Origin of the sequence: Streptomyces sp. AK02-01A (assembly GCF_033795305.1) — a bacterium.
In the GTDB taxonomy this organism is placed as follows: Bacteria; Actinomycetota; Actinomycetes; order Streptomycetales; family Streptomycetaceae; genus Streptomyces.
In genome coordinates this window covers 43,226-66,923 of sequence record NZ_JARBAE010000023.1, presented here as the reverse complement: position 1 = coordinate 66,923, position 23,698 = coordinate 43,226, and the positions used below count along the sequence as shown (strand labels likewise).

Annotated in this window: 23 protein-coding genes; 8 read left to right on the top strand and 15 right to left on the bottom strand. The window is 66.0% G+C overall.

The genetic code is table 11. The annotated features are described in order from the left end of the window. Nucleotides 1–173: 173 nt before the first annotated feature. Nucleotides 174–1,109: an RNA polymerase sigma-70 factor gene (locus PV679_RS21460; protein WP_319681955.1), complete on the top strand. Its 936-nt coding sequence runs from the start codon at nucleotides 174–176 to the stop codon at nucleotides 1,107–1,109. A 146-nt stretch (nucleotides 1,110–1,255) separates the two neighbouring features. Here the strand turns inward: PV679_RS21460 and PV679_RS21455 are convergent, their stop codons facing one another. Then, on the bottom strand, nucleotides 1,256–2,194 hold the full coding sequence (locus tag PV679_RS21455; protein ID WP_319681954.1) for a sigma factor-like helix-turn-helix DNA-binding protein: 939 nt from the start codon (nucleotides 2,192–2,194) through the stop codon (nucleotides 1,256–1,258). A 608-nt stretch (nucleotides 2,195–2,802) separates the two neighbouring features. On the opposite strand from PV679_RS21455, the gene PV679_RS21450 reads away from it, so the two are divergent. The 3 genes from PV679_RS21450 (at nucleotide 2,803) to PV679_RS21440 (ending at nucleotide 5,397) form a co-directional block, all read left to right on the top strand. Further along, nucleotides 2,803–3,093, top strand: coding sequence for a WhiB family transcriptional regulator (locus PV679_RS21450; protein WP_319681953.1), 291 nt, complete (start codon nucleotides 2,803–2,805; stop codon nucleotides 3,091–3,093). Nucleotides 3,094–3,397: 304 nt separating this feature from the next. Then, entirely contained in the window at nucleotides 3,398–3,640 is a 243-nt protein-coding gene (locus PV679_RS21445) for a hypothetical protein (RefSeq protein ID WP_319681952.1), read from the top strand. A gap of 104 nt (nucleotides 3,641–3,744) precedes the next feature. Further along, entirely contained in the window at nucleotides 3,745–5,397 is a 1,653-nt protein-coding gene (locus tag PV679_RS21440; protein WP_319681951.1) for a cytochrome bc complex cytochrome b subunit, read from the top strand. Nucleotides 5,398–5,865: 468 nt separating this feature from the next. Here the strand turns inward: PV679_RS21440 and PV679_RS21435 are convergent, their stop codons facing one another. From PV679_RS21435 to PV679_RS21425, 3 genes are all read right to left on the bottom strand, one after another. Next, nucleotides 5,866–6,612, bottom strand: a complete 747-nt coding sequence (locus PV679_RS21435; RefSeq protein ID WP_319681950.1) for an SDR family oxidoreductase — start codon at nucleotides 6,610–6,612, stop codon at nucleotides 5,866–5,868. 219 nt (nucleotides 6,613–6,831) lie between these two features. Next, nucleotides 6,832–8,532, bottom strand: coding sequence for an L-aspartate oxidase (locus PV679_RS21430; RefSeq protein WP_319681999.1), 1,701 nt, complete (start codon nucleotides 8,530–8,532; stop codon nucleotides 6,832–6,834). Nucleotides 8,533–8,734: 202 nt separating this feature from the next. Then, a complete protein-coding gene (locus PV679_RS21425; RefSeq protein WP_416069770.1) occupies nucleotides 8,735–9,139 on the bottom strand; it encodes an FAD-dependent oxidoreductase in 405 nt (134 codons plus the stop codon). Between the two features lie 233 nt (nucleotides 9,140–9,372). On the opposite strand from PV679_RS21425, the gene fdxA reads away from it, so the two are divergent. Then, the gene (gene fdxA, locus PV679_RS21420) at nucleotides 9,373–9,759 is read left to right on the top strand and encodes a ferredoxin (protein WP_319681949.1); all 387 of its coding nucleotides are present in this window, start codon (nucleotides 9,373–9,375) and stop codon (nucleotides 9,757–9,759) included. A gap of 240 nt (nucleotides 9,760–9,999) precedes the next feature. On the opposite strand, the gene PV679_RS21415 is transcribed toward fdxA, so the two are convergent. After that, nucleotides 10,000–10,497: an Ohr family peroxiredoxin gene (locus tag PV679_RS21415; protein ID WP_319681948.1), complete on the bottom strand. Its 498-nt coding sequence runs from the start codon at nucleotides 10,495–10,497 to the stop codon at nucleotides 10,000–10,002. A 497-nt stretch (nucleotides 10,498–10,994) separates the two neighbouring features. Continuing rightward, on the bottom strand, nucleotides 10,995–11,891 hold the full coding sequence (locus PV679_RS21410; RefSeq protein ID WP_319681947.1) for an RNA polymerase sigma-70 factor: 897 nt from the start codon (nucleotides 11,889–11,891) through the stop codon (nucleotides 10,995–10,997). 457 nt (nucleotides 11,892–12,348) lie between these two features. On the opposite strand from PV679_RS21410, the gene PV679_RS21405 reads away from it, so the two are divergent. Then, a complete protein-coding gene (locus PV679_RS21405; RefSeq protein WP_416069769.1) occupies nucleotides 12,349–13,200 on the top strand; it encodes a PP2C family protein-serine/threonine phosphatase in 852 nt (283 codons plus the stop codon). 216 nt (nucleotides 13,201–13,416) lie between these two features. On the opposite strand, the gene PV679_RS21400 is transcribed toward PV679_RS21405, so the two are convergent. Next, nucleotides 13,417–14,157 (bottom strand): SDR family oxidoreductase, encoded by a 741-nt coding sequence (locus PV679_RS21400; protein WP_319681998.1) that lies wholly within the window; start codon nucleotides 14,155–14,157, stop codon nucleotides 13,417–13,419. Between the two features lie 449 nt (nucleotides 14,158–14,606). On the opposite strand from PV679_RS21400, the gene PV679_RS21395 reads away from it, so the two are divergent. Further along, the gene (locus PV679_RS21395) at nucleotides 14,607–14,978 is read left to right on the top strand and encodes a cupin domain-containing protein (RefSeq protein ID WP_319681997.1); all 372 of its coding nucleotides are present in this window, start codon (nucleotides 14,607–14,609) and stop codon (nucleotides 14,976–14,978) included. A 290-nt stretch (nucleotides 14,979–15,268) separates the two neighbouring features. Here the strand turns inward: PV679_RS21395 and PV679_RS21390 are convergent, their stop codons facing one another. The 6 genes from PV679_RS21390 to PV679_RS21365 all read right to left on the bottom strand — a co-directional run bounded on the left by PV679_RS21390 (nucleotide 15,269) and on the right by PV679_RS21365 (nucleotide 21,302). Next, a complete protein-coding gene (locus tag PV679_RS21390; RefSeq protein WP_319681946.1) occupies nucleotides 15,269–16,669 on the bottom strand; it encodes an aldehyde dehydrogenase family protein in 1,401 nt (466 codons plus the stop codon). Beyond that, nucleotides 16,669–17,769 carry an AMP-binding protein gene (locus PV679_RS21385; protein ID WP_319681945.1) on the bottom strand — a complete coding sequence of 367 codons (1,101 nt, stop codon included), beginning with the start codon at nucleotides 17,767–17,769 and terminating at the stop codon, nucleotides 16,669–16,671. The genes PV679_RS21390 and PV679_RS21385 overlap by 1 nt, the downstream gene beginning before the upstream one ends. Nucleotides 17,770–18,200: 431 nt before the next feature. Beyond that, on the bottom strand, nucleotides 18,201–18,635 hold the full coding sequence (locus PV679_RS21380) for a VOC family protein (RefSeq protein WP_319681944.1): 435 nt from the start codon (nucleotides 18,633–18,635) through the stop codon (nucleotides 18,201–18,203). Between the two features lie 234 nt (nucleotides 18,636–18,869). Further along, on the bottom strand, nucleotides 18,870–19,352 hold the full coding sequence (locus PV679_RS21375; RefSeq protein ID WP_319681943.1) for a cupin domain-containing protein: 483 nt from the start codon (nucleotides 19,350–19,352) through the stop codon (nucleotides 18,870–18,872). A 221-nt stretch (nucleotides 19,353–19,573) separates the two neighbouring features. Continuing rightward, nucleotides 19,574–20,338 (bottom strand): SDR family oxidoreductase, encoded by a 765-nt coding sequence (locus PV679_RS21370; protein WP_319681942.1) that lies wholly within the window; start codon nucleotides 20,336–20,338, stop codon nucleotides 19,574–19,576. 490 nt (nucleotides 20,339–20,828) lie between these two features. Then, complete coding sequence (locus PV679_RS21365) at nucleotides 20,829–21,302, bottom strand: carboxymuconolactone decarboxylase family protein (RefSeq protein WP_319681941.1); 474 nt, start codon at nucleotides 21,300–21,302, stop codon at nucleotides 20,829–20,831. 203 nt (nucleotides 21,303–21,505) lie between these two features. Here PV679_RS21365 and PV679_RS21360 point away from each other — a divergent pair, with 203 nt between their 5' ends. Then, nucleotides 21,506–21,856 (top strand): metalloregulator ArsR/SmtB family transcription factor, encoded by a 351-nt coding sequence (locus tag PV679_RS21360; RefSeq protein WP_319681940.1) that lies wholly within the window; start codon nucleotides 21,506–21,508, stop codon nucleotides 21,854–21,856. Between the two features lie 39 nt (nucleotides 21,857–21,895). Here the strand turns inward: PV679_RS21360 and PV679_RS21355 are convergent, their stop codons facing one another. Further along, a complete protein-coding gene (locus PV679_RS21355) occupies nucleotides 21,896–22,750 on the bottom strand; it encodes a prephenate dehydratase (protein ID WP_319681939.1) in 855 nt (284 codons plus the stop codon). Further along, complete coding sequence (locus tag PV679_RS21350; protein ID WP_319681938.1) at nucleotides 22,747–23,697, bottom strand: hypothetical protein; 951 nt, start codon at nucleotides 23,695–23,697, stop codon at nucleotides 22,747–22,749. The genes PV679_RS21355 and PV679_RS21350 overlap by 4 nt, the downstream gene beginning before the upstream one ends. Between the last annotated feature and the right edge of the window lies 1 nt (nucleotide 23,698).

Genomic DNA, 23,698 nt, shown 5'->3' with positions numbered 1-23,698 from the left:
TGACCACAGTTCCCGCACCACCCGAACACACCCTGTGGCGCGTGACACCCGGCAGCGGCACGGCTTCCGGGAGCGTGTCCTGGGACTGGTTGTCGGAGCCGTCCGGGGCCACGCGGTCGCCGCGTGGCCCCGCCCCTGACAGCCGCGACCGGAGGAACGGAGACCGCAGGACCATGCATCTTGAGCCGTCCCCCATGACAAGTAGTCTTGAAGAGGCTGTTGCCGTCTTTGTGCAGCACCGGGCACGTCTCTTCGGAATCGCCTACCGCGTGCTCGGCAGCGCGGTCGAGGCTGAAGACGTGGTCCAGGAAGTGTGGCTGCGCTGGCAGAAGACCGACCGTTCCGTGGTGGTCAGCCCGGTGGCCTTCCTTTCGAGCACGACGACTCGCATGGCCATCAATGTCGCGCAGTCGGCGCGGGTGCGTCGGGAGACCTACATCGGACCGTGGCTGCCCGAGCCCATTGACACGAGCGCGGACCCGGAGGTGGGCGCGCAGCGTGCGGAGGCTCTGGAGCTGGCTCTGCTGTTGGTGTTGGAGAAGTTGAGTCCCACCGAGCGTGCCGCATACGTACTGCGCGAGGCGTTCGACTACGCCTATCCCGAGATCGCTGAAATCCTCCAACTCAGCCTCGTCAACGTGCGGAAGATCGTCAGCCGTGCTCGCAAGCATCTGTCGGCCGAGCAGCGGGAGAGCGTCGACACGGCGGAGCACCGACGCCTTCTGAATGCCTTTGTCTCAGCAGCTCAAACTGGTGATGTGGCCTCATTGGAAGCCCTCCTCGCCCCCGATGTCGTCAGTCTGTCCGACGGCAACGGTATCCGGGGCGCCGCTCGTATACCCGTGCTGGGCCGTGCACGCGTGGCCAACCTGGCGACGGCCTATCCACGGTTCTGGCAGGGTGCGGACATCAGATCCGTCAACGCCAACGGCCGTACAGGCATGATGATTTATCGAGATGGCGAGCCCGCCACGTTTCTGACGATAGCCGCCTCGAAGGAAGGCATCCACAAGCTGATGTGGGTATGGAACCCGAGCAAGATCGCCGCGTTCCTGCATTCGCGCTTCCGCTTCGCGGCGGCTTGTGGCTCTCTGCCGGGAACGCTGTGACTCCGGCAGTGTGACCAGGATGCCTTGGGACGACAACGTGGAGCACCCGTGCGGCGGAGCGATCGCGTGCGGTGCTCCTGCGGGAGTACCGCCGTCGACCACCTACCGCCATGCCCAACGCCTCTGGAAACACCTCTCAGGACTGATCAGGACCGGCCGTCGTTCCGCTGTGACGGGCTCTGTTGTGCGCTCGGGTTGATCGGGGCGGGGGGATGGTTCCAGAACTGCAGTTTGTCGGGATTGAGCACGACCCAGACCTGTGCGACGTGGTAGTGGTCGGCGATGTCGAAACTGATGACGGCGGCGACCCGGTGGTCGTAGCGGGCGACGAGACCGGTGCGGCCGTTGACGGATTGGGTGGTGAGTGTGGTGCGCGGGCGGTGGCCCAGGAGTGTCAGCAGGCTGCGTGCGACCTGCTGGTTGCCGTGTACGGGCCTGACCAGTGCCCGGACCTTGCCGCCGCCGTCGAAGAACGCCGTGGCGTCCGGGCAGAGCAGCGACGCCAGCAGCCTGACGTCCTCCGTCGCGCAGGCCTGACCCACCGCACGGGCGACGGCCTCGTGCTGTTCCAGCGTCGTGAGACGTGAGCGCCGCGTCCGAAGGCAGCGGCGCGCCCGGTCGGCGAGGGCGACACACTCCGGCTCTGTGCGTCCCACGATGTCGGCGACCGTATCGGGAGTCATGCCGAAGACATCATTGAGCACGAACGCCGCCCGCTCGGCCGGGGACAGAGAGTCCAGGGCATTCAGCAGAACTCGACTGACCTCCTCCTTCTTCTCCAGCCTCGCCTGCGCTGCCGTGGCGTCTCCCGTCTCCGTGCGCGCACCGTTCCTCTGGTCGGCCGCGTCCCGGTCAGGCAGGGCGAGTCGGCCCAGACAGATGCCGCCCGCGGTCTTCGCAAGCCAGGACCGGGGCGCCGTGATCTGCTTGCGCGCCGCGTCGGACAGCTCGTACCACCGGCGGTAGGTCTCATCGACAACGCTCTCCGCCTCACCGGGGCTGCCCAGCATCCAGTAGGCGACGTCCAGCAGATACCGACGCTCGTCAAGCAACTCCGCGATCGGCACCGCGTCAGCGTGGTCCATACCGCATCCTCCCTCTCGCACGGCACCACACAACACGGCCGCGCGTATCAACCCTGTCGAAGTTCAGGAGGGCTTCAGCGATACCGGCGTCCCGAAGGAGGATGCCATCATGCACGCCCTCGTGCCCGGGTAGGGGGCCGCAGCGGCCGATGGCTGAGTCCTCGCGCAAGGTACACCTCTTCCATTTCCTGGCTTAACCCGTTAGACCGGGCACGCATGGATCCTGTGACATGAGCTTCCGCGCGTGATCATGAGGACTCGGCCGCCGCCTCCTGCCGCACGTTGCCGTGCCTCACACGGACCTTGCCAAGGAGGTCCGTGCCGGCGACGGACCCGACCGGTCCGGAGCAGCCGTCAAGTCGCGGCCCGCGGGGCGTCACCGCCGCGCCGTCGTACCAGCGTGACCAGCCGCGCGACCGCGTCCCGGCCACACGATCCACTGCGGATCGTCCCCTTCAACGCCACGCGGACCCCGCTACGTGTCACACCTACGCCGGTTATTCGGTCTCATGTGACGGCCCCCGACAACTCTTCGTACGGACGAGAAAGACCATGATCGGATTCCGGGGCCTCCTGCTGAATCACGAACCCTGGAGGTTTGCTTTCCCATGGATTCTGAACGAGGAGACCATGTCATCTATTGGAGCGAACGGGCAGCTTGCCTCCACGTAGACCCTGATCTGTTCTTCCCCATAGGAAACTACGGTCCGACGCTTGAACAGATTGACGAAGCGAAGGCCGTGTGTGGCCGTTGCCCTGTCGTGGAGCAGTGCCTCGACTGGGCCCTGCGTGTGGGACAGGTGGAAGGCATCTGGGGCGGCATGACGGAGAGCGAACGCCGTGCGACGAGGCGACGCGAGGACCGCCAGGCCAAGGACACGGTCACCACGTCGGCGTGACGGTTTCCAGCTTTCGCGGCTCGCCAACCACGGCCTCTCCGGGGCCCTTCCGGGGATGCTTCGCGCGCTTGCGCGTTCTTCGGCGGACACGCTGCCGAACAGCCTGGCTCGACCTGGCCCCTGTCCCGCCCAGCGGAGGTGCACGCGCGGGCGAGGCTCCTGGGAACGAATCGACCCGGACCGATGCGTGTCACGTCCACGCCTCATGCCCGGTCATATGGGTGGAAGCGGTCCTGGAGCCTGCTGACCCAAGGAGTGCAGCGATGAGGTAACCGTTCTTGAGCCTGCGGCTCAGGAGCTTGCGGTGACGGCAGCCGACTCGCTGTTCCCGCGCCGGCTCGCTTCGGAGGCGGATCACGAGGTCGGCATCCACTGTGATCCGAACCGGTTGAGCCGTCGTTCGGTGTTTCGCGCGCGGACATGGCGCACATCGTCCGAGCGCGCAGTGAACGGCGCCGGCCGAGCTGTCCGCGACGGGTTCCGTAACGGACTCGATGCCCCGCTGTCTCAATCCGCCACCGGCAGGACACCCACCCTGCCGCGCTGAATTCTCCGCCTGTCGCCGGAGGAGACCGTGGCGAGGCTGAGAGATGCGAAATCGGCAAGAGCAGACACAACCTTTTTGAGCGATTTATGAACGGTGGTAGGGGCATGGGTGACGGGAGTCAGGAAAACGAAGTGCGGCGAGGACACAAGGGGGAAAGGATTGCCGAATGGGCCGAGGGACGTCTGGGTCTGTACAGCCTGGTCAAGGCAAACGCACGAAGGGTTTTCCCGGATCACTGGTCCTTCATGCTGGGCGAAATCTGCCTCTACAGCTTCCTTGTCGTCATCGTTACGGGTGTGTATCTGACGCTGTATTTCCATCCGTCCATGAGGGAAGTGGAGTATCAGGGCAGTTACATACCGCTGCGGGGCCAGATGGTGTCGGAGGCATTCAATTCGACCATGCACATCTCCTTCGACGTGCGTGGTGGCCTACTGATCCGGCAGGCCCACCACTGGGCAGCGCTGGTCTTTGTCGCCGCCATGCTCGTCCACATGCTGCGCGTATTCTTTACAGGCGCGTTCCGCAAGCCCCGCGAACTCAACTGGCTGTTCGGATTCCTACTGCTGCTCCTGGGAATGTTCGGAGGCTTGACGGGATACGACCTTCCGGATGACCTTCTGTCCGGGACCGGACTCGCGGTCGTAAACGGAACGATCCTTTCCATCCCGATCGTCGGAACCTATCTCTCGATGTTCCTTTTTGGAGGCGAGTTTCCAGGCGATGATCTGGTGGCGCGCTTCAACACGATCCACGTTCTGCTCATCCCTGCCCTCATGGTAGGGCTGCTTGCCGTCCATCTGTTCCTGGTCCTCCATCACAAGCACACGCAGTATCCAGGTCCGGGCCGTAATAACAAGAACGTTGTAGGCCTGCCGCTTCAGGTACGCGCGGTAAAGTCCACAGGATTTTTCTTCCTGGTGGTCGGCGGCATCTTCATCATCGCTTCGGTAGCCCAGATCAACCCCATCTGGCTGTACGGCCCCTATCGTGCCGACCAGGTTTCGGCAGGGTCGCAGCCCGACTGGTACATGGGCGTGGCAGACGGGCTGCTACGCGTCATGCCCGGCTGGGAAATCGACTTCTGGGGCCACACCCTGGCTCTCGACAACCTGATTCCGCTGTTGGCGGGCGTTGGTCTCTTCCTCGCCATGGGCGCGTACCCGTTCATCGAGTCCTGGGTGACCGGCGACGATCGTGAGCAGCATCTCCTCGACAGACCACGCAACCGCCCGGTGCGAACGGGACTTGGTGTCGCATGGATCAGTTTCTATCTGGTGGCTCTGATCGGTGCCGCGAACGACATTATCGCCATTCGCCTTCACGTTTCGTTTGAATCAGTGACCTGGGCGGTTCGTGTCGGTCTCTTCATCGTGCCTCTCATGGCTTACGTCATAGCGAATCGGTTCGCACTCGGCCTCCAGCGCCGAGACCGCGACAAAGTACTGCACGGCCGCGAGACGGGCATCATCAAGCGCTTGCCGAACGGCGAGTTCATCGAGGTGCACGAGCCACTCAGTCAAGAACAATTGCACGTCCTTACGCAGCATGACCAATACAAGCCGATCGGTCCCGGCTCCACGGGAAACGCGGGGGGCCCGGATGTCAGATCCAGCCTCACTCAGCGCCTGCGTGCCCGACTCAGCCGGAGTCTCTACGGTGAAGGCACGCAGATCGCCAAGCCGACCGCGCAGGAATACCTGGAGTCTTCAGCAAGCAGCGACGCTGATCCACCGGGGATTACGGGGCAGCCCTGAGGACGACCTCGTACCCAGTAAAGGACATCGCCGCCGAGCGACCCACCGGCCACGCTCCAGCCTTCAGGACGAGGGCTCTTCCCGCGCGGACGGATTCAGCGCGAAGCGCGTTTCTCGCCCGGCCGGTACCGGAGCTGTTTCCCGCGTGCCGAATACCGCCTGCCTCTCCATGACGTGCCACAGCGTCCTGCCGCCGTCACGGGGCCAGGGCGGGGCGGTGAAGACGCCGGCCCGCCCGTCCGTCCTGAGCGGCTGCCGGCCTCGGGTGAGCGTGCGCGGGCCGGTCCGGGCCGTCGCTGCGACCGGAATGGTCGCCTGCGCAGATCAGAGAGAACGGCGCAGACTGAAACGGCTCGTCCCGGCAAGGAGAGCCAACGCGGTGTCTGTGCGTGCGGTGGAGTGAACCCGCGGCCGGAGTACGGGTGTGGCCCCTGCCGGCAGGCAGGGGCCACACCCGTAGGAGAGGACTTACTGCTGCTTCGCGAGCCAGTCGACGAACCGGGTCTCGGCGATGTGCGCGTCCGGACCAGGCAGGAGCGTGGTCTCCTTCAGCTCGGCACCGAAGTACGGGGCGTGCACATCCGAGACCACCGTGCGGGGGTCGTTCTTGGCGGCGAGTCCGTTACGGATGAGCTGGTCGAGCTGGAACTCATCGGGGCCCGCGACCTCCACCACACCGTTGACCGGCGTACCGACCGCCGCGCGGCCGACAGCCGCGGCCACGTCGTCGGAGCCGACAGGCTGGATCTTGACGGGAGCGAGACGCACGGTGTCGCCCTCGGTGGCAGCGCCGGCGATCGCCTTCATGAACTCGAAGAACTGGGTGGCGTGGACAATGGAGTAGGGGATGCCGGACTCCTTGATCAGCTCTTCCTGAGCCTGCTTGGCGCGGAAGTATCCGCTCTCCTGGAGGTGTTCGGTGCCGACCACGGACAGCGCCACGTGATGCGTCACGCCGGCCTCGGCCTCCGCCTTGAGGAGGTTGGTCGTCGAGGTGCGGAAGAAGTCCATGACGGCTTCGTCCTCGAACGAGGGAGAGTTGGACACGTCGACCACGACCGACGCGCCCTCCAGGACCTCGGCCAGACCCTGGCCCGTCAGAGTGTTGACGCCGGTACTGGGCGCGGCCGCGACCGCCTCGTGCCCGTGCTCGTTGAGCCTGCCGACCAGCTTCGAACCGATGAGCCCGGTTCCACCGATCACTACGACCTTCATTACGGATTCCTCTCGGAGGTTTTCATGGTGCGGCGCGCATCCTGCGATGAGCTCTCACTGGTACCGAATAAACTCTGAGCCGCACTACAAGTGACAGGACAGCGGCGCTACTTGTGACAGGCGTTCGCAGGAATCGAGAAGGCTCTTTCCTGATGCGGACCGCACGGGCATGCCGCCATTGGGCGCCTCAGGGCTGTCCCGTCGCGGATGTGTACGAGGTCATTCCGCGAGCTTTCCATCGGTCGACACCTCCTCCATCAGAGAGGAAATCTCGTCCGGAATGGCCGGAATGCTCTCGCGGGTGATACCAGTCGCCGGGGACCACACGAGATTGACCCGCAGAGCGGGATCCTGGTCGGGGTAGTCGCTGCGGTTGTGACAGCCACGAGTCTCGCGACGCTCCAGAGCCGCTTCGAGGGTGGCCCGGGCCGCCAGAGCGGCGGACTTGAGATCAAAGGCGTGCGCGAGATCCTGGTAGCCGGCGATGTCCGGGTGTACGCCGACGTCCTCCATTCCCTTCTCGATCGCCGCGAGCTCCGCCAGCCCGGCACGCAGGCCCTCTTCGTCGCGTACGACTCCCGCGTGCTCGGTCATGGTGTTGCGGATGGCGCGCTGCAGAGCGCGTACGTTGCCCGGTCCGTCGGCTGCGAGAAGATCGTCGATCTCCGCGCGAGCGTGCGCTATGGCCGGCGTCGACCGCGGATGCGCGGTCAGTGACTGCGAGTAGGCGGCGGCCGCCTGGCCGGTGATGCGGCCGAAGACCAGCAGCTCTATGAGGCTGTTCCCACCGAGGCGGTTGGCGCCGTGCAGCCCGCTCGACGCCTCACCGATCGCGTACAGGCCACGCACATCAGTGCTGTGGTCCTCGGGACGCACCCACACTCCGCCCATCGAGTAGTGCGCGGTGGGCGCGATCTCGATCGGTTCGCGGGTGATGTCCAGCATTTGGAGGTCCAGAAGCGTCTGGTAGACGCGGGGGAGCCGCGTCATGATCGTCCGCCGTGGCAGGTGGGAGACGTCCAGCCACACAGCGCCCTTGGGAGTTCCCCGACCTTCCTTGATCTCCGTGTAGGAGGCCAGCGCCACGCGGTCGCGGGTGGACAGCTCCATACGCTCAGGGTCGTAGCGGGTCATGAAGCGCTCCCCGAGCGCGTTGCGCAGGATCCCGCCCTCACCGCGAGCGGCCTCGCTGACCAGGGTGCCGGCCGCGTTTTCCGGCTCGATGATCCCGGAAGGGTGGAACTGCACCAGCTCAGGGTCGCGCAGGCGGGCTCCGGCCTCCACGGCCAGGCGGAAGGAGTCGCCCGTGTTCTCGTCGCGCCGTGAGGACGTGCGCCGCCAGATACGGGTGTGGCCACCCGCGGCGAGAATGACGGCGTCTGCGTGGATCAGGTAGCGCGTTCCGTCTGTGAGGTCGAAGCCGTAGGCACCGAAGACGGTGCCGTCATGCACGAGAAGCCGGGTGATGTAGACGCCGTCGAGTACGGGGATATTGAGCTGGTCCGCGCGCCTGATGAGGGTGCGCTGGATCTCCAGACCGGTGTAGTCGCCGGCGAAGGCGGTCCGCCGGAACTTGTGCGCGCCGAAGAAGCGCTGGGAGATCCGGCCATCCTCTTCCCTGGCGAAGGCCATGCCGTATCGCTCCAGGTCGTCGATGCCTCGGGCGGCGCCCTGAGTGACGATCTGGGCGGTGCGAGGGTCGGCGAGCAGATAGCTCTCCTTGAGAGTGTCGGCCGCGTGCTGCTGCCAGCTGTCCTCGGGATCCATGGTGGCCAGGGCCGCGTTGATTCCTCCGGCAGCAAGCGCCGTATGGGCGTCTTCCTTGGGGCGCTTGCCGACCGCGAGGACGTCGACACCGGCCTCAGCCAGTTCGATTGCCGCTCGCAGCCCAGCACCTCCGGTGCCGATCACCAGCACCATGGTGGAAAGACGTTGTTCGGTGATAGCCACGGTCTGCTCCGATCGCCTGGGTTGTCACTCACTACGACCAGGCCGTCCCGGGATCTGTGACACTGTTCCGTTGTATGTGCGGCCGTGAATCCGTGGCGGTCTCCCGCCCACTGACACCAGAAAAGGCGGGAGACGGTGGGCGATCCGGCGCACTCTCGCCTGCGCCGGGGCGTCACGGCAGGAGGTGCTCCACAGGCACGTCCGGGCCGGAGAGAAGACCGTCGTCGATGTCCGACCCGGAGGTGATCAGGGAACGGATCGGGTCCATGACGTCCCACACGTTGACACTCATGCCTACCTCACGCCCGTCGTCCAGTTCCACCTTCCGTGCCCGCCGATCGACCGCGCGCGCACGCGTGTTGAGCAGCAGGTCGACATCGTGCTCCCGGTACCACTCGTCAGGATGCACGAAGATCGCATCGCGCTCCTCCTTACCCAGTAGGTACCCCTTGGAAAGCGGCGGCCGCACGTACGGCTTCTCGGGCTCGTCGCCGATGATGACGAGCGGGCCGCTGTGACCGTGCTCCCGTAGTGCCTCGGCCGCCTTGCCCGCGGCCAGACCGCCACCGACGATCACGAAAGTATTCACAGGGTTCCTCATCTCAGATGTCGCATTCCGCGAGTCATGTCGGAAGGTCACCCATCAGACCGCGCGGTCCTTCATCCTGTGACAACTCCGGCGACGGCCCGGTTGGGATACGCGCGGGCTGTCACAACTTCGTCAGCTTCACGGTCATACCTCCAGCCGCAAGACCACCTGCCGCAAGCCGGCTGATCGCTGACCGTCTCCGCCGGAGGAAAGAGGAGAAGATGACGTACGTCATTGCACTGCCTTGCGTCGACGTCAAGGACAGAGCCTGCCTCACCGAGTGCCCCGTGGACTGCATTTATGAGGGCAACCGGACGCTCTACATCAACCCATCCGAGTGCGTGGACTGCCATGCGTGTGAGCCGGTCTGCCCGGTCGAGGCCATCTTCTACGAGGAGGATGTCCCACAGCACTGGGCGCGGTACACAACGATCAACGCCGAGTACTTCGAGACGTCCTCGGGACAGCGGGGCGAGCCGTTCGTCCATGACGGCGATCACCAACTGATCGCTCAGTTGCCACCGCAGAGTTCGCACAAGAAGGACATCGCTCTCTTCAGCGTTCGCAAGGAAGAGGCCGCCGACGCCGACCTGTGGTTCCCCTCCTGACAAGGCAGAGCGCGGGCGGCCGAGGTCTCGCTGCCTCATCAGCGAACGAGCCGCCGTTCACGGTGCCGGTCGGCGACTGGGCGGTCCTCGGGAAGAGCCGTCGTGTGCTGCCACGCGGCACACGACGGCTACGGAAACAATGTGAAACGGCATACAGCCCCGCAGGCAGCCGATGTCCTTGGCCGGACGGGGTCGCGTGTTCGTCAGCATCGGACGATCGCTGACGTGCCCGGACAGCCCTTAGGAAGCCAGCGTGATGGTGGCCGGAGTTCCCTGCCGGACCATCTTCGCGTAGGGGCACAGTGAATCGGCCTTCGCCAGGAGCGGAGCGGCGATCTCAGGATCGATGCCCGGCCACTTGACCACCAGGTCGACGCGCAGCACATAGCCACCGTCTGCCGGATCCCGCCCAAACGCCACGGTCGCCTCGACGGAGAGCGCGGCGGGATCGAGCGCGGCCTGTCGTGCCACCAGGCTCAGTGCTCCGTGGAAGCAGGCGGCGAAGCCGGCGGCGAACAACTGCTCGGGATTCGTTCCCGGGCCGTCTCCTCCCAGTTCGGCAGGCATGCGCAGGTTGAGATCCAAGGCTCCGTCGGCCGAGCGTGCTCTCCCCGAGGCCCGTCCGTGACTCGCTGTCCCACCGCTCACAGTCACCGTCGTGGTGTAGATGGGGGCGAAGTACTCTCCGTCGAAGTCCTTGTCGGTGGACAGATTGGGCGGCGGGATCTGCTCGGTCACCGCATGTCTCCGTCAATGTCGCCGTACGCGGCCGGGCGCGCAGCCGACATCGATGAGGGAAGGCCGGTGTCCGCCGGAGGTGTGGTTTTACGCCGACACGCGATGCGAGAGACCCGGCCATGGGCAGACCTCGCCGAACCAACTGTGTCAAATGCCATATTTCATGCGCCTTCGTATCGTGAGGGAAATCCCGGGTTCCGGACAGCTAGTTGACCGACAAGTCACCCACCTTGTGACAGTCGCTGACAAGCGGCCCGCTTGAGCGCGACTCCGCCCTCGTCGAGCGGGCATTCCAATACGGAACGTGCGGCATCCTTGCGCTGTGTGACGATATCGAGGGTGCGGGCAGCCCAGAACATCCCGACCGTGTCAGTCGAAAGCGCAGGAGACGGACGGCTTGCTCAGGCCGGGAGGAGGGCCGGCCGCTGCTTGGACCGTGGTGGGGAACGCCGGCCCGACTCCGGGCACTCAGGCGCGGAGCCGGTGGAAAGGCCGCCTCAGTTGTCCAGCGAAGCCACGTAAGGAGCGAGTTTGGCCGGATTCATGACCCACATGATGCGTTCGATGCCGCGTGCCGACACGTCGACGGACAACAGAGCCACCGCGTTTCCATCGGCCGAGACAAGGACGGCCGGCCTGCCGTTGGCCTCGACCCAGCGAATGTCGGCCTGAGGCCAGAAACGTGGGGCGAAGGCGGCAAGGTACTTGGAGACGTGCGGACGTCCGACGACCGGAATCTTGGATGCCCCGCGCACTCCTCCGCCGTCGGAGTAGCTGACCACGTCCGCAGTGAGAACATCCTCAAGCACGGACAGACTGCCGGTCTGCGCCGCGGCGAGGAACACCTCCATCAGCCGCCGGTGCGCGGTAGAGCTGACCGGCTCCCGGCGTTCCGCAGCCAGATGCTTCCTGGCACGGCTCACCAGCTGACGCGTATTGGCTGCGCTCGTCTCCAGGATGTCCGCGATCTGCTTGTACGGGTAGTCGAAGGCTTCCCTCAGAACGTAAGCAGCCCGTTCCACCGGGTTGAGCTTCTCCAGAAGGAAGAGAACCGCCAGGTCGAGTGCCTCTGCCCGTTCCGCGCCCAACTGCGGATCCACGCTGGTGTCGACCGGCTCCGGAAGCCAGGGCCCGGTGTACGACTCACGCCGCATCCTGGCGGACTGGGCGAGGTTGATCGCCAGACGGGCGGTGACCGTCGCCAGGAACGCCGCCGGCTCCTGGATATCGGCGCGGTTGGTGTTCTGCCACCGCAGCCACGCCTCCTGGACGATGTCCTCGGCTTCCACAGTGCTGCCGAGCACGCGGTACGCGATCCCGAACAGTTGGGGACGCGCTGCGATGAATTCCCCCGTTGCCTGGTCAAGCGAGTCTGCGTCATCCCCGGCGCGCATATAGATGTCCTCCAGCTCTGGATCACCATGCTACAAGCCGTCACAGCGGGACGCGCGCCGCCCCGTGCGGGTTGTCCCGCTCCGCGCGGGCGCGTGCTCTCCCAGGCCCGCCGGCCCCGCGCGGTGGCCGACCGCGGTCCCAGGACGAGGCCGCCGAAGCGAAGCCGGGCGCCGCTGCGGAGTGGTCGAGCCTTCGCCTCCGAAGGGGACGAGCGCATACGAATCCAAGTGGGAAACAGTCGGAAGACCGAGCAGGTATGAATACCGTCACGCTGGACTCCGGCCCTTCTCCTGTCACAGATCCAGTGCCTCTCCTGTCTGTTTTTACGAACCTGAGGCGGCAACACGTGAATGAAGGTGGGGTACCACGCCAATGCCTTACGCAGCTGCAACCTTTACCACTGGCACGACATCGACGAATGAAGCTCGGCGTCTGGGGGCGGGATGCCAACACCACGTGGACACGAAGCGTATTGACGCATTCGGATTCAGTACTGAGCCCCGGCAGGCCGCGCAGCAGAAATTCTGGGAGACAACCATAGCTGCGATAGAGGCCAACGCGCTGATTGCCCAGGAAAAAGCATCTCTGGAACGAGGTCTCCTTCCTACGCCCGCACTGCGTGGAGACGACTTCATGGTCGCCTCGCGCTACGTTCCAGGCCGGACGCACGCGCTGCTGAGCGGTGACTTCTACGACATTGTGCAAACCGAGGATTCGACTGTGCACGTGATCTTGGGAGACGTCTCCGGACACGGAGCGGCGGAAGCCGCTCTCGCGGTTCACCTGCGGGTGGCGTGGCGGACTGCTGTTCTCTGCGGAAAAACCCAGTTCGAGCAACTGTGCATCCTTGAGAGGATCCTGGCCGACGAAAGAGCGGACGACGACACATACAGCACGGTTGTGTCGCTGGTGTTCCCTCCGGGAGGCTTGTCGGTCAGAGCGGTGAGCGCGGGGCACCCAGGGCTCCTGCTGCGAAGGTCCGGGGAAATCAGTTGGGTCGAGCCGCCTGCCGGAATCGCGCTGGGCCTGTTTCCGGGATGCGAAGACTGGACGGCGACGGATATCCCGCTTTCACCGCATGACGGTGTGGTCCTCTTCACCGATGGACTGTTCGAAGGAAAGACTGCCCCGAAGACACGACTCGGCGAAGAGGGCCTGCTGCGGTTGGCGACTCGGCACTCACACCTGCAAGGGCAGGATTTCATTGACGCCTTGGTCCATGGCGCCGCGTCCAAGTCGGCATCCTTCGGGGGCCTGGCGGACGATGTGGCTGTTCTCCATCTGGGCTGGAACGCGGAGAATGGCTGACCGCCCAGGCGCGCTCCGGCCCGGCGTGCCTGATGCAGGCGTCGAGTGACGCCTGCCATTCCCTCGTTTCCTCGGAGTCACCGCCGCGTAGCTGGTCGAGGCCTTCCTGCCAAGGCGTGGGGAGAGGAAGTACGGACGGCGTCGCGGGTACGAACATGCTGCCGGCGGCCGTCGAGAAGAGGTAGGCAGGGAGAAGTCGCCGCGCATCCGCGCGCGTCAGCGCTGCGCGAGCCACTCACCGAAGGACGTGCGACCGATCTGGGCGTCCATGCCTGGGAGAAGCGTGCGTTCCTGCAATCCCTCGGCGAAGAGCCCGGCGCGCCCATCGGAGACGACGCCACGCGTGTCGCCCCCGGCCGCCAGGAGCTTCGTCGTGAGCGTGTCGAGGCCGTACTCTTCCGGTCCTGCCACCTCAAGCGTGCCGTACAGCGGCAGTCCCACCGCGACACGCGCGACCGCGGCAGCGACATCGTCTGTCGCTACAGGACGGATCAGAGCAGGCGCGACGTGCACCTCGTCCTGGTGCGTGTCCGCGAGCGCCATGGCCTCAAGGGTTTCGAAGGACAGCGCGGCACGCACGATCGAGTGAGGGATCGGAGAGCGCCGTACTTGGTCCTCCTGCGTCAGCTTCGCGCGGCAGTAGCCCGACCACAGCCGCTCGGCTCCCACCAGCGACAGGACCACGTGGTGCTCGACGCCCGCCGAGCCGGCCGAGGCCAGGAGATTGGCCGTAGCGGTACGGAAGAACCGCAGGCCGGCTTCTTCGGTGCGCGCGGGCGCATCGGTGACGTCCACCACCACCTCAGCGCCACGCAAGGCCTTGTCGAGACCGGTCCCGGTGATCACATCAACGCCATTTCGGCGTGAAACGGGCACGACTTCCACGCCATGGTCACGGAGCCTGGCCACCGTTTTGGAGCCGATCAGCCCGGTGGCCCCTGCGACAACGACTCTCATCTGAATCCCTTCCCATCGAGGGGTCAGCGACCCCGTTGGCGTCCTGGTGACGGCGAAGTCAGCCACACGCACTACATACGACAGAACGCGCACCGCTGTTGTGACACTGAGTTGGGCTGTCACGATGCGCCCACTGAACGCTGCGGCCACCCGCGCCGGGAGGATCCAGGCGCGCGCTTCGAGCGGAGCTCTCTGGAGCGGCGACATCTGTCACAGAAGCAGGGTGCATTCGGTCTTCACTTCGAGGCGGTCGTGTGAGCCGCCTGGAACGCACGGACGCTGTTACCGCCGCGAGAGATGTTGGTACACCGACCTCACCATCTGGCGGCAAACGGTCGGCTGCCCGTGCAGGACAACAACTTCGGAGGTGCAACACCGTGTCTAGTAAGGACTCAGCGGGCGAGAACAACGAGAAGCCGCGCTCCGAGACGTGGCAGTCCGCGGCGACCATGCTGCAGGACGCCAAGCCGCTGTCCATCCCCGAGGGCGCCTCGGCGATGACCATCCTGGTCGAGTGGGAGCCCGGTGACCCCGGCACTCCGCCGCACCGCCACTCGGGGCCGGCGTTCGGGTACGTGATCGAGGGCGAGGTGCGCTTCGAGCTGGAGGGAGAGCCGGAACGCGTGGTCAAGGCCGGTGAGACGTTCTGGGAGCCGGGCGGCGACGTGATCCATTACCAGGACGGCAACGCCCGGACGGATGCCCGGTGCCGGTTCGTCGTGACCATGCTGTGCCAGCCGGGTGAGCCGATGCTCACGCTGGTCGACGAGGAGGAACTGGCACAGCGGGCCGCTCTGCGTGCTCCGCGCCCCGTGAACTGACCTGCGGCTTCCTGATCAGGCAGGTCGACCGAAGCAGACCCGCTCCGTGGGAGGGCTCGACGCATGGCCTTGTTCACGAGAAAGAATGCGTGAACAAGGCCATCGCACCTGGGAACGGTCGTGACGGTCCACCCAACGCGGTGTTCGCTGAACCGGCAAGCGGTGTGAACCCGTATGAGGCATGGGCCCCACCAGTCGCGGCGCGGGTGATGGCCGACGGCATCGCCGGAAACCACTCGCCCCGCGGACCTCGATGACCGAGCGGCAAGCTCGGGTTGGTTCATCGAGTGTCAGAACGGTCCTGGCCCGATCACGGCCTTGCTGCGCATCAGGAAGTCCGACAGGTAGCTGTCGTGCGGTACGCCAGGCGCCATCAGACAGGTGGGATGACCACCGATATACAGGTTGGAAATGGTCGGTTCGGCGAGCAGAGCGTCCAGGAGAGCGCTGTCGCGGGTCAGGGCCGACAGAACCAGCGTGTGCCGCAATGGTCCGATGCCGTCTTCCCGGCTCCAGGGAGCCAGCCACACGCAGGGAAAGGCGAGCTCGGTTCGTAGCTGTCCCGCATCGGCGTGGTCGACCTGGTGGACGGCAGGTCGCAGAACAGCACTGCCGTCACCGAGATCGTGTGCTACGCCGTTTCCTCCCAGCCAGGCCCGTGTTCCCGCGGCCACTTCCCTGAGGTGAGAACTGACAGCACCGGCCCGGCCGGACGGGCAGACAGGCAGCACCGCCCGCTCGTCCTGCGGAGGCAGGCTGGGCAGCGCGGCCAGGCGGGCAGTGATCGCCTCGGCAAGAGGTGCGGGATCTCCCTCGACGAGCACCGCGGTGGTGTTGACGCATGCCGTGCCACCTTCGGCACTGATCGAGCCCACGATCATGTCCAGATGCTCGCGCCAGTCGGTGTCCGCGGTGATGAGTATCTTCGTCCGGCCCGGACCCTGAGGAAGCACCCGGGAATCGTGCGCGTACTTCGCGATCACGTCGTCGCCGCCGTACACCACAGCACGGTCGGCGCCCCGCACGACGGAGTCGGCCGTCCGGTGATCAGTGGGCAGCAGCACGAGCTGGTCGTCGCGCACGCCTGCCTGACGCAACGCCCCGACCAACCGGTAAGGGGTGAACGGCTCCCGCTGGGAAGGACGGACCGCAACCCGGTAGCCCAGAGTCAGTGCCTCCAGCCACAGACGATGCACGCCGGGATGGTTGCCGGACGCGTTGACGGCGAACACCTCACCCTGACGCACCCAGACGGCGTGCCCGCTGCGCACCGCCGGACCGTCCCAGCCACCGGCCGCCGCGCCCCGCGGTCTGCCTTGCTGAGCGGACGAGTGTGCCTGCCGCAGGAAATGTGCCGTTTCCGCGGTCGCGGCCCGGACCACACTGATGGGAGTACCTGACGTCCGGCTGACGAGATACTCGTACTCCCGCACGCTCAAGCCGTCAATCGTGTCGGAAACGAACGCATCTCCTGCCGTCGCCAGTACGCCGTCGAGCTCGGCGGCCGGTACCGGCTCGGCCCGCCGCAAAGCGGCCATCGCCCGCGTGACATACACCGGCGGCACCAGGCTCAGCCGTGCCACCTCCCGACCGGAGACGTCCGTCACGGGACTCGGGTGACGGGTCCGGTAGGCCCCTCGGGGCCCCAGTGCGTCCAGATGGACAGGCGCGGCGACGGGCATGACCGCCATCAGTAGACCCCTTCGATCACCTTCGCGCCCTTGACGGAGGGCAAGGGCGCGACGTCCGCGACGGCGTCACCGGCGTGGCGTCCGGCGGGGCGGACACGCAGCGCCGTGTCGCGCTCCGCGTTGTTGGGAATCAGCATGGACTTGCTGACATGGCTGACCACAACATGACCCCGCTCGCCGTGAGCCACCGGTTCTCCGGTATCCGGATCCACAACTGACAGGAAGACGTAAGGGGATACAGGGTCGAACACACACGGATCCGATGCGGTGAGTCCAGCTCGCTCCACCAGAGCGGTGAGCATCATGGTGTTGCCATACATGCCAATGACCCGCACATCGGGGAAGACGTCGGTGCGCAGCAGGTCCCGGGTGTCGGGGTCCATGTGAGTACCGCCCCAAATGATGGCCTTGACACGGCTGTTGATGATCTCGACGAGCTCGTCCTCACGGGCGAACCGCTCCAGCAGCGGGGGAGTGGCACCAATGACCTCTACATTCTGGCTGCGCAGTACACGACGGCACTGCTCCACCAGGTGATCGGTGTAGGCGTTGACCTCGTCGGTCCTTCCTGCGGCGACAAGCCGTTTGACCCACCGGGGATCCATGTCGATGGTCAGGCCTGTGCCGCCGAGTCCCGCCGCCGCGCGCTGCAGGACGTCGCCGACGAGATGTGGACCCGTTGGCGCGACGGTCAGCCAATGGGCGCCGACCGGAAGATCATGAGCTCTCAGCCGGCTGTCCACCTGTCGCGCGCTGCGCCGCATCCAGTCGGCGAGCTGTATCACGCGCTTGGGCGCTCCGGTGGTGCCGCCGCTGTCGAAAACGTTCAGTAGCCCGGCGCGAGGACCGTACCCCTTCGGAATCAGGTCCGCGACCGGTACTTCCCGCAGCTCGTCGGCCATGTCGGGGAAAAAGGCAAGGTCCTCGACGCCCTTGACGTCGTGGATCGGGTCGAAGGCGAGGTCTTCGACCCGAGAGAGCCAGTACCGGGAGCCTGTCGCAGGGCCGAAGTGCCACTTCATAGCCGCTCTGACGAACTCGTCCGGATCCACTCCGTCGGATGGATCGGTCTCCAGGACCGTCAGCGACTCGTCCGACATGGGGATGTCCCTTCTCGATGGACCGCGCGTCCTGGCGGCAGCCGGCTGACCTCCGCTGTGCCGAAGTACGGCGTGCGCCGGCCGGTCCCACCACTACGACCGAATGGCCGTGCCGCTTGTGACAACGGCCTTTGCCGCGAGCCGATTTGACCTGATTCGTACGGACGTCAGGATGGCTCGCCCGCTTGACCGGCGTTGCCGCGGCTTGACCGTCGCGCTGGACAACGAGCGCGGCTGTCCCACCGGATCGGCCCGGTGGGACAAGCGGATGTGACGATGCGTCAGAAGATGCCTCAGGTATGCCCTGAGACGGACTGTGGGCGGTCACCACGCACAGGGGAGTGTCTGCCGGTTACGACGTGGTCGACAAGGGAGAACGCTTGGTGATGCCTGACCGTTGGCTGACGGCGTCGCTCGTCCGGCCCCCTGGGTTATTGGGATACGCAGAGTTCGTTGTTCTCCGGGTCTGCGAGTGTGGTCCATACAGAGGGTCCCTGCCTGCCGTGGTGCAGGAACGTGGCGCCCTTGGCGATCAGCCGCTCGACCACGGCTTGGGCATCGTCGGAACCGGTGCGCACGTCCAGGTGGACGCGGTTCTTGACCACTTTGGGCTCCTGCACGAGCTGAAAGAGGACACGCGGTGCGCGGTCCAGGCCCTCCGGATGACGGATCGCGGCGCCGGCCTTCCATACGAGGATGCCCTGGTGGGTGGTGGTGTCGTCCTCACTCGCATGGCCCTCGGCGACCATCCGGCGGATGAACGTCTCGTCGCCCGGCTCCACTTCCCAGCCAAGAGCATCAGCCCACCAGTCGGCAAGCGAGTGCGGGTTGGCCGAGTCAACAGTCACTTGAAAGGTGTATGCCATGGCCAGACTCTACTGAGAAGCCGTGGCCCACGCCGTTGTTTCCCGAGGGAGCCATGGCCGTGACAGGGAGGCAGCCGCGCGGGTCCTTTGAGCGATGACGAAGCGGGCCCGTGCGGCCTTGTCCCATCCTGTCCTGCGCCGAACTCGTGCTCGTCACACCGAAAGCCGTGTTGAATCACTCACCAGCCGAACGCCGTGGCCGGCACGTCCGACTCTCCACAGCCGGCGACGTCTTTACTCCACAAAGTACGAGTCGTGCTTGTCGAAGAACTTGGCGCGCTCGTCATCCGTGGCCTGTGCTAGTTGCGAAAGCCCCTCAAAATACTCTTCACGCGGTGCTCCTGGTGTGAAGAGCAGCAGCATTTCAGCCGGCGCGTCGGAGTCGTTGCGGAAGGCATGCAGTCCGCCCTGCGGTACATGCAAGAAGTCGCCCTGCCGCGCGTCGATCCACTGTGCGCCGTCGAAAAGACGAACGGTACCGTTGAGGATGAAGAAAGACTCCGAGATGGTCTTGTGGAAATGAGTCTTCGGGCCGCCCGCCTTCGCGCTCATCTCGACTCGGTAGAGCCCGAACTCGCCTCGCGTGGAGGTAGTGCTCGCCAGGTAGTGAATGGCATCACCGCCGGCTTTGCCAACATTCGGCGGAGTGTTCGCCGGCCGGAAATTCGCATTGATCTCGCCGTCATCTCCCGAGTACACCTGCTGGGGGTACGACATGAAAACCATCCCTTTCTTACGGTGGCTGCGCGACGACGCGCTGACAGGGAATGCGCGGACCATTCTCGTGGCCGTGAACCGCCGGCTTCTCGCGGGCTGCCCGCGGCCACGCCTCCCACAGGAGAGACCGAGCACCCCCGGCGTGTGTGACACCTTCCAGACCGCCTGCCGGCGGCGAATCCGGGGCCGGCGGTCCTGGACCGCCGCTGCCGCACAGCGGATCAGACGAGTTCAAGTCCCCCGTCGATCGTCAGCACTTGGCCGGTGACGTGCGTGCCCAGCGGATCGGCGATGCGCAGGATCCAGTTCGCGACGTCCTTCGGGTCGCCGAGACGGCCCGTGGGGATGCGGTCACGTTCGTAGGTGAACATCTCGTCGATGGTGTCCTGGGGCAGGCCCGTCGCGGCCAGGACGTCGGTCTTGGTGGGGCCGGGAGCGATCGCGTTGACCCGCACGCCTTCCGGCGCGAGTTCGAGTGCCCAGCTCCGCGTCAGTTGCTCCACGGCGCTCTTGGTGGCGGCGTAGTGGGCTCCTCCGGCCATGGGGCGGTGTCCGTAGGTGCTTGAGACGTTGACGATGGAACCCGACGAGTCGCGGAGGTGCGGCAGGGCCGCATGGGCGAGCATGCTCGGCGCCGTCACATTGAGCTCGAACAGGCTGGTGATCACGGCTCGGTCCGTCTCCGCCAGAGGCATCACGGCAGTGGTGCCGGCGTTGTTCACGAGCACGTCGAGCCGGCCCCACCACTCCACGGCCGTGGCAACGACCGTGTCTGCAGCGCCCTCCTCGCAGATGTTGAGCGGCAGGATCGCGATGTTGGAGTGGGCGCGAGCCGTCTCTTCCAGGGCTTCCTTCCGGCGCCCCACGCCGAGGACGCGTGCCCCTGACTCGGCCAAGGCGATCGAAGTGGCACGACCGATGCCCGATCCTGCCCCTGTGACGATTGCGACGCGGTCCGCGAAGTGTAGGGGTGTAGAGCTGGGCATTGCTTCCCTTTGTTCGATGTTCGTAGGACGTAGAACAACGTAGCAGACGTATGTGTGTGCCAGCGTGTGAGAAGGTGTGGAACATACGGGAAGGTGATGTCACGGGCCGGAGCCCGGGTCGCGGCCCCGGGACGTTTCGCGAGGCGATACCTGCCTCTGGCCTGGGAAGCCAGGCGTTGTCGGCACTGTCGGTACTGCCGTGCGGCTCGTTGAACAGGCAGGCGGAGCCGGGGCGTCAGGCAGGAGCGCCCGGCGGCGAGACCGGCTTGACGGTGGGGCGGCGACGGCCGAGCGCACGCGGTGACTGGGCCGCGCCATGTGCGGACCGCTCGGAGACGGTGTGTGTACGGCCCGCCCGCGCCGACCCCTGGGCTGCGAGGCGGCGAAGTCATGGTTCAGTGGGACCGGTTGGCGCCGGTAGCCCGACTCCCGCCGCGGGTTGGCGCGGCGTGGAGCCGGACCGTACGTGTCCGGCCGGGACAGGGGCCGGTCAGCCGAACTGGCCAGGCTGGTAGTCCCCGGCAGGCTGCTGGTTGATGACGTTGATGCGGTTGTAGGCGTTGATGACGGCGATGAGGGAAATCAGCGCGATCAACTGGTCCTCGTCGAAGTGCTTGGCGGCGTTTGCCCAGACCGTGTCCGTGACACCACCAGCGGCGTCGGCGAGGCGGGTGCCCTGCTCGGTCAGTTCCAGTGCGGCGCGCTCGGCTTCCGTGAAGACCGTGGCCTCACGCCAGACCGCGACCAGGTGGAGGCGCTGCGGGGTTTCTCCCGCCAGAGCGGCGTCCTTGGTGTGCATGTCAGTGCAGAAGCCGCAGCCGTTGATCTGGCTTGCGCGGATCTTCACCAGTTCCTGGACCACGGTCGGCAGCGTTGAGTCCGAAACCGCCTTGCCGGCCGAGTTGATGTGCTTCAGCACCTTCGCGGCGAGAGGGTTGCCGAAGTAGTTGAGACGCGATTCCACAGTGATCTCCTAGCCATGTCGCGGATACACCACTACTGACCGGGACACCCAGGTGAAGTGTGACAGGAAGCCGAGTGTGATGCGCGTCGCACTCTTATCCGCGGTGCAACATGTTCCGGTGCCGCGGACAGTGGTAACGACGGCCGTTCCTCTTCAGGGGACCGACGTTCGTAAGACACCGAACGAGCGGTAATCTGCTTCCCATGCCGGCTCCCTCGTCACCACCCTCCCAGAGCGAGATCACCTTGCCGCGTCTGCTTGGCGCACTCAGTGACCCGACGCGGCTCGGCATAGTCCGGATATTGTCCGACGACGCCGAACGCGGGTGGGGACAGTTGCGCGCACCCGTGGCCAAGTCCACTCTGAGCCATCACCTCAAGGTGCTGCGTGAAGCGGGCGTCACGCGGACCCGCCAGGAAGGCACTCGCTGCTTTGTGACCCTGCGCCGAGACAGCCTTGAGGCGCGCTTCCCCGGACTGTTGCCGGCCCTGCTGTCCGCAGCCGTCGCCGACGGCGTCGGCGAACACGTGACGGAGAGCAACGAGGAGGAGTGACTGTCGCGTTACCGGTCCGCTCCACGCGACAGCACCAATTCACTCCGCTCGGCGGTGCCCGCTGCTCAGCCGGTGCGGATGCGCCGGATACACACCGAGGATGCGTACTTCGGACGAGAAGAAGCCCAGTTCCTGCAGAGCGAGGGCAACGCGGGGCTCGTCAGGGTGTCCTTCGATCTCGACGTAGAAGCGGCTGGGATTCAGCCCGGCACCCATCTGGTAGCTCTCGATCTTGGTGAGGTTCACGGCGCCGCTCGCGAATCCGCCGAGCGCCTTGTAGAGCGCGCTTGGGATGTTCCGTACGCAGAAGAACAGACTCGTCATCGTCGGTTCGTCCGTCCTCGGCGAGAGAGCGGCGTCCCGGGACAGCACGACGAAGCGCGTGGTGTTGTCGGGATCGTCTTCGACCGCCGGCCTGAGCACTTCCAGACCGTAGAGCCGCGCCGCGGCGGGCGGGGCCAGCGCCGCGTGCCGGGGGTCGCCCAGCTCCGCGACTTCACGGGCCGCGCCCGCCGTGTCGTCGCTGACGAGTGTGCGCCAGTCGCCTTCGCGCAGCACCTTCCGGCACTGTCCGAGTGCGTGTACATGGCTGCGCACGCACTCCACCTGATCGAGCGACGTGCCGGGGACGGCCATGAGGTCGAAACGGATGGCGAGGAAATACTCGGCGACGATGAAGAGGCCTGACTCCGGCAGAAGATGGTGCACGTCCGCGACACGCCCGGCCGCGGAGTTGTCCACCGGAATGACCGCCACCTCGGCGGTGCCGAGCGTCACGGCCTCCAGGGCCTGCTCGAAACTCCTGCAGGCAAGCTCGCTGCTCCCGGGATACAGGGCATGGGCAGCGGTCGCCGAATTGGATCCCGGTTCACCCTGGTATGCGACGACCATCACGATGTCGGGCCTTCCGCCGTGGAGGTTGCGTCGCCGGGCGGCAGAAGCTCCACCGCGAACCGCATGCACTGCAGTACCGGCGTACTGCTCTCGATCAGGGACACCAGTGGGTGGTGACCGCTGCTTCTGTGGAAGGGCGCGGCGTATTCGTACGCTGCCGCGACCACCTCGTGGACCATGTTACTGGTCCGCCGCACCGGCGCGGTCAGCGAGTGGCCGAAGGACACCGCGGCACCTGGTGCCACGCTGGAAGCACCGGACGACCGCAGTGTCACCGCCAGACACAGTCGTTCGTCGTGCAGCGCGGCGGCCAGTTCAGCGGCCGCGGCAGCGGCCGGCATGGCCGCCGCGACGGGGAAGGCCGCCTCGTCCTGGGCCAGCGCCGCCAGCGCACCGGTCAGACGGCGGGCGGAGCCGAGTGCCATGGCGGTGACCGCCGTCCACAGGAAGGCAGCGTCTTCGGTCCGTAGCGGCGTGCCCGCTGAGCTGGTGGCGAATCCGCCCGGCACATACACCTTGTCCAGCCGGAACGCCGGCTCGTACGTGTCCGTGCCGCCGGTGACGCGGTGACGGCGCTGCGAGTGCGGCAGCACGTTCGAGGAGACCACGAAGACGTCCGGTCCTCTTTCCACCGTGTCGCTCCGGGGCTGCTGGCAGCGGTCGGTGAGCGGCAGCGCCAGCCACCGTCCCTGCTTCACATCCGACGGTATGCGCCACACCCCCGACAGTGAGAAGCCGCCCGGGACGGGACGGGCGGTGGTGAGGCGACCGTGGTCAGCGGGAAGGGCGGCGGGAAGCGGCGCGGCCCAGTTCCATGCGGCGGTGAACGACTCCCACGCCGCAGCAGGGTCCTGGTGTCCCTCACGCTCGTAGGCGTGCAGCACCTGTGCCAGGTCAGTGCCCGGCCCGACGGCCTCGGCGTGAGTGCCTCGCGAGGCTGTGGCCATA

Bases quoted from the DNA above. Each gene is read 5' to 3' on its own strand.
- PV679_RS21400 (WP_319681998.1), bottom strand. From the start codon at position 14,157: ATGAGAGTCGTTGTCGCAGGGGCCACCGGGCTGATCGGCTCCAAAACG.
- PV679_RS21375 (WP_319681943.1), bottom strand. From the start codon at position 19,352: ATGTCGTACCCCCAGCAGGTGTACTCGGGAGATGACGGCGAGATCAAT.
- fdxA (WP_319681949.1), top strand. From the start codon at position 9,373: ATGACGTACGTCATTGCACTGCCTTGCGTCGACGTCAAGGACAGAGCC.
- PV679_RS21435 (WP_319681950.1), bottom strand. From the start codon at position 6,612: ATGAAGGTCGTAGTGATCGGTGGAACCGGGCTCATCGGTTCGAAGCTG.
- PV679_RS21440 (WP_319681951.1), top strand. From the start codon at position 3,745: ATGGGTGACGGGAGTCAGGAAAACGAAGTGCGGCGAGGACACAAGGGG.
- PV679_RS21395 (WP_319681997.1), top strand. From the start codon at position 14,607: ATGCTGCAGGACGCCAAGCCGCTGTCCATCCCCGAGGGCGCCTCGGCG.
- PV679_RS21370 (WP_319681942.1), bottom strand. From the start codon at position 20,338: ATGCCCAGCTCTACACCCCTACACTTCGCGGACCGCGTCGCAATCGTC.
- PV679_RS21455 (WP_319681954.1), bottom strand. From the start codon at position 2,194: ATGGACCACGCTGACGCGGTGCCGATCGCGGAGTTGCTTGACGAGCGT.
- PV679_RS21430 (WP_319681999.1), bottom strand. From the start codon at position 8,532: ATGGTGCTGGTGATCGGCACCGGAGGTGCTGGGCTGCGAGCGGCAATC.
- PV679_RS21385 (WP_319681945.1), bottom strand. From the start codon at position 17,769: ATGTCGGACGAGTCGCTGACGGTCCTGGAGACCGATCCATCCGACGGA.
- PV679_RS21450 (WP_319681953.1), top strand. From the start codon at position 2,803: ATGGATTCTGAACGAGGAGACCATGTCATCTATTGGAGCGAACGGGCA.
- PV679_RS21350 (WP_319681938.1), bottom strand. From the start codon at position 23,697: ATGGCCACAGCCTCGCGAGGCACTCACGCCGAGGCCGTCGGGCCGGGC.
- PV679_RS21460 (WP_319681955.1), top strand. From the start codon at position 174: ATGCATCTTGAGCCGTCCCCCATGACAAGTAGTCTTGAAGAGGCTGTT.
- PV679_RS21390 (WP_319681946.1), bottom strand. From the start codon at position 16,669: ATGGCGGTCATGCCCGTCGCCGCGCCTGTCCATCTGGACGCACTGGGG.
- PV679_RS21380 (WP_319681944.1), bottom strand. From the start codon at position 18,635: ATGGCATACACCTTTCAAGTGACTGTTGACTCGGCCAACCCGCACTCG.
- PV679_RS21410 (WP_319681947.1), bottom strand. From the start codon at position 11,891: ATGCGCGCCGGGGATGACGCAGACTCGCTTGACCAGGCAACGGGGGAA.
- PV679_RS21360 (WP_319681940.1), top strand. From the start codon at position 21,506: ATGCCGGCTCCCTCGTCACCACCCTCCCAGAGCGAGATCACCTTGCCG.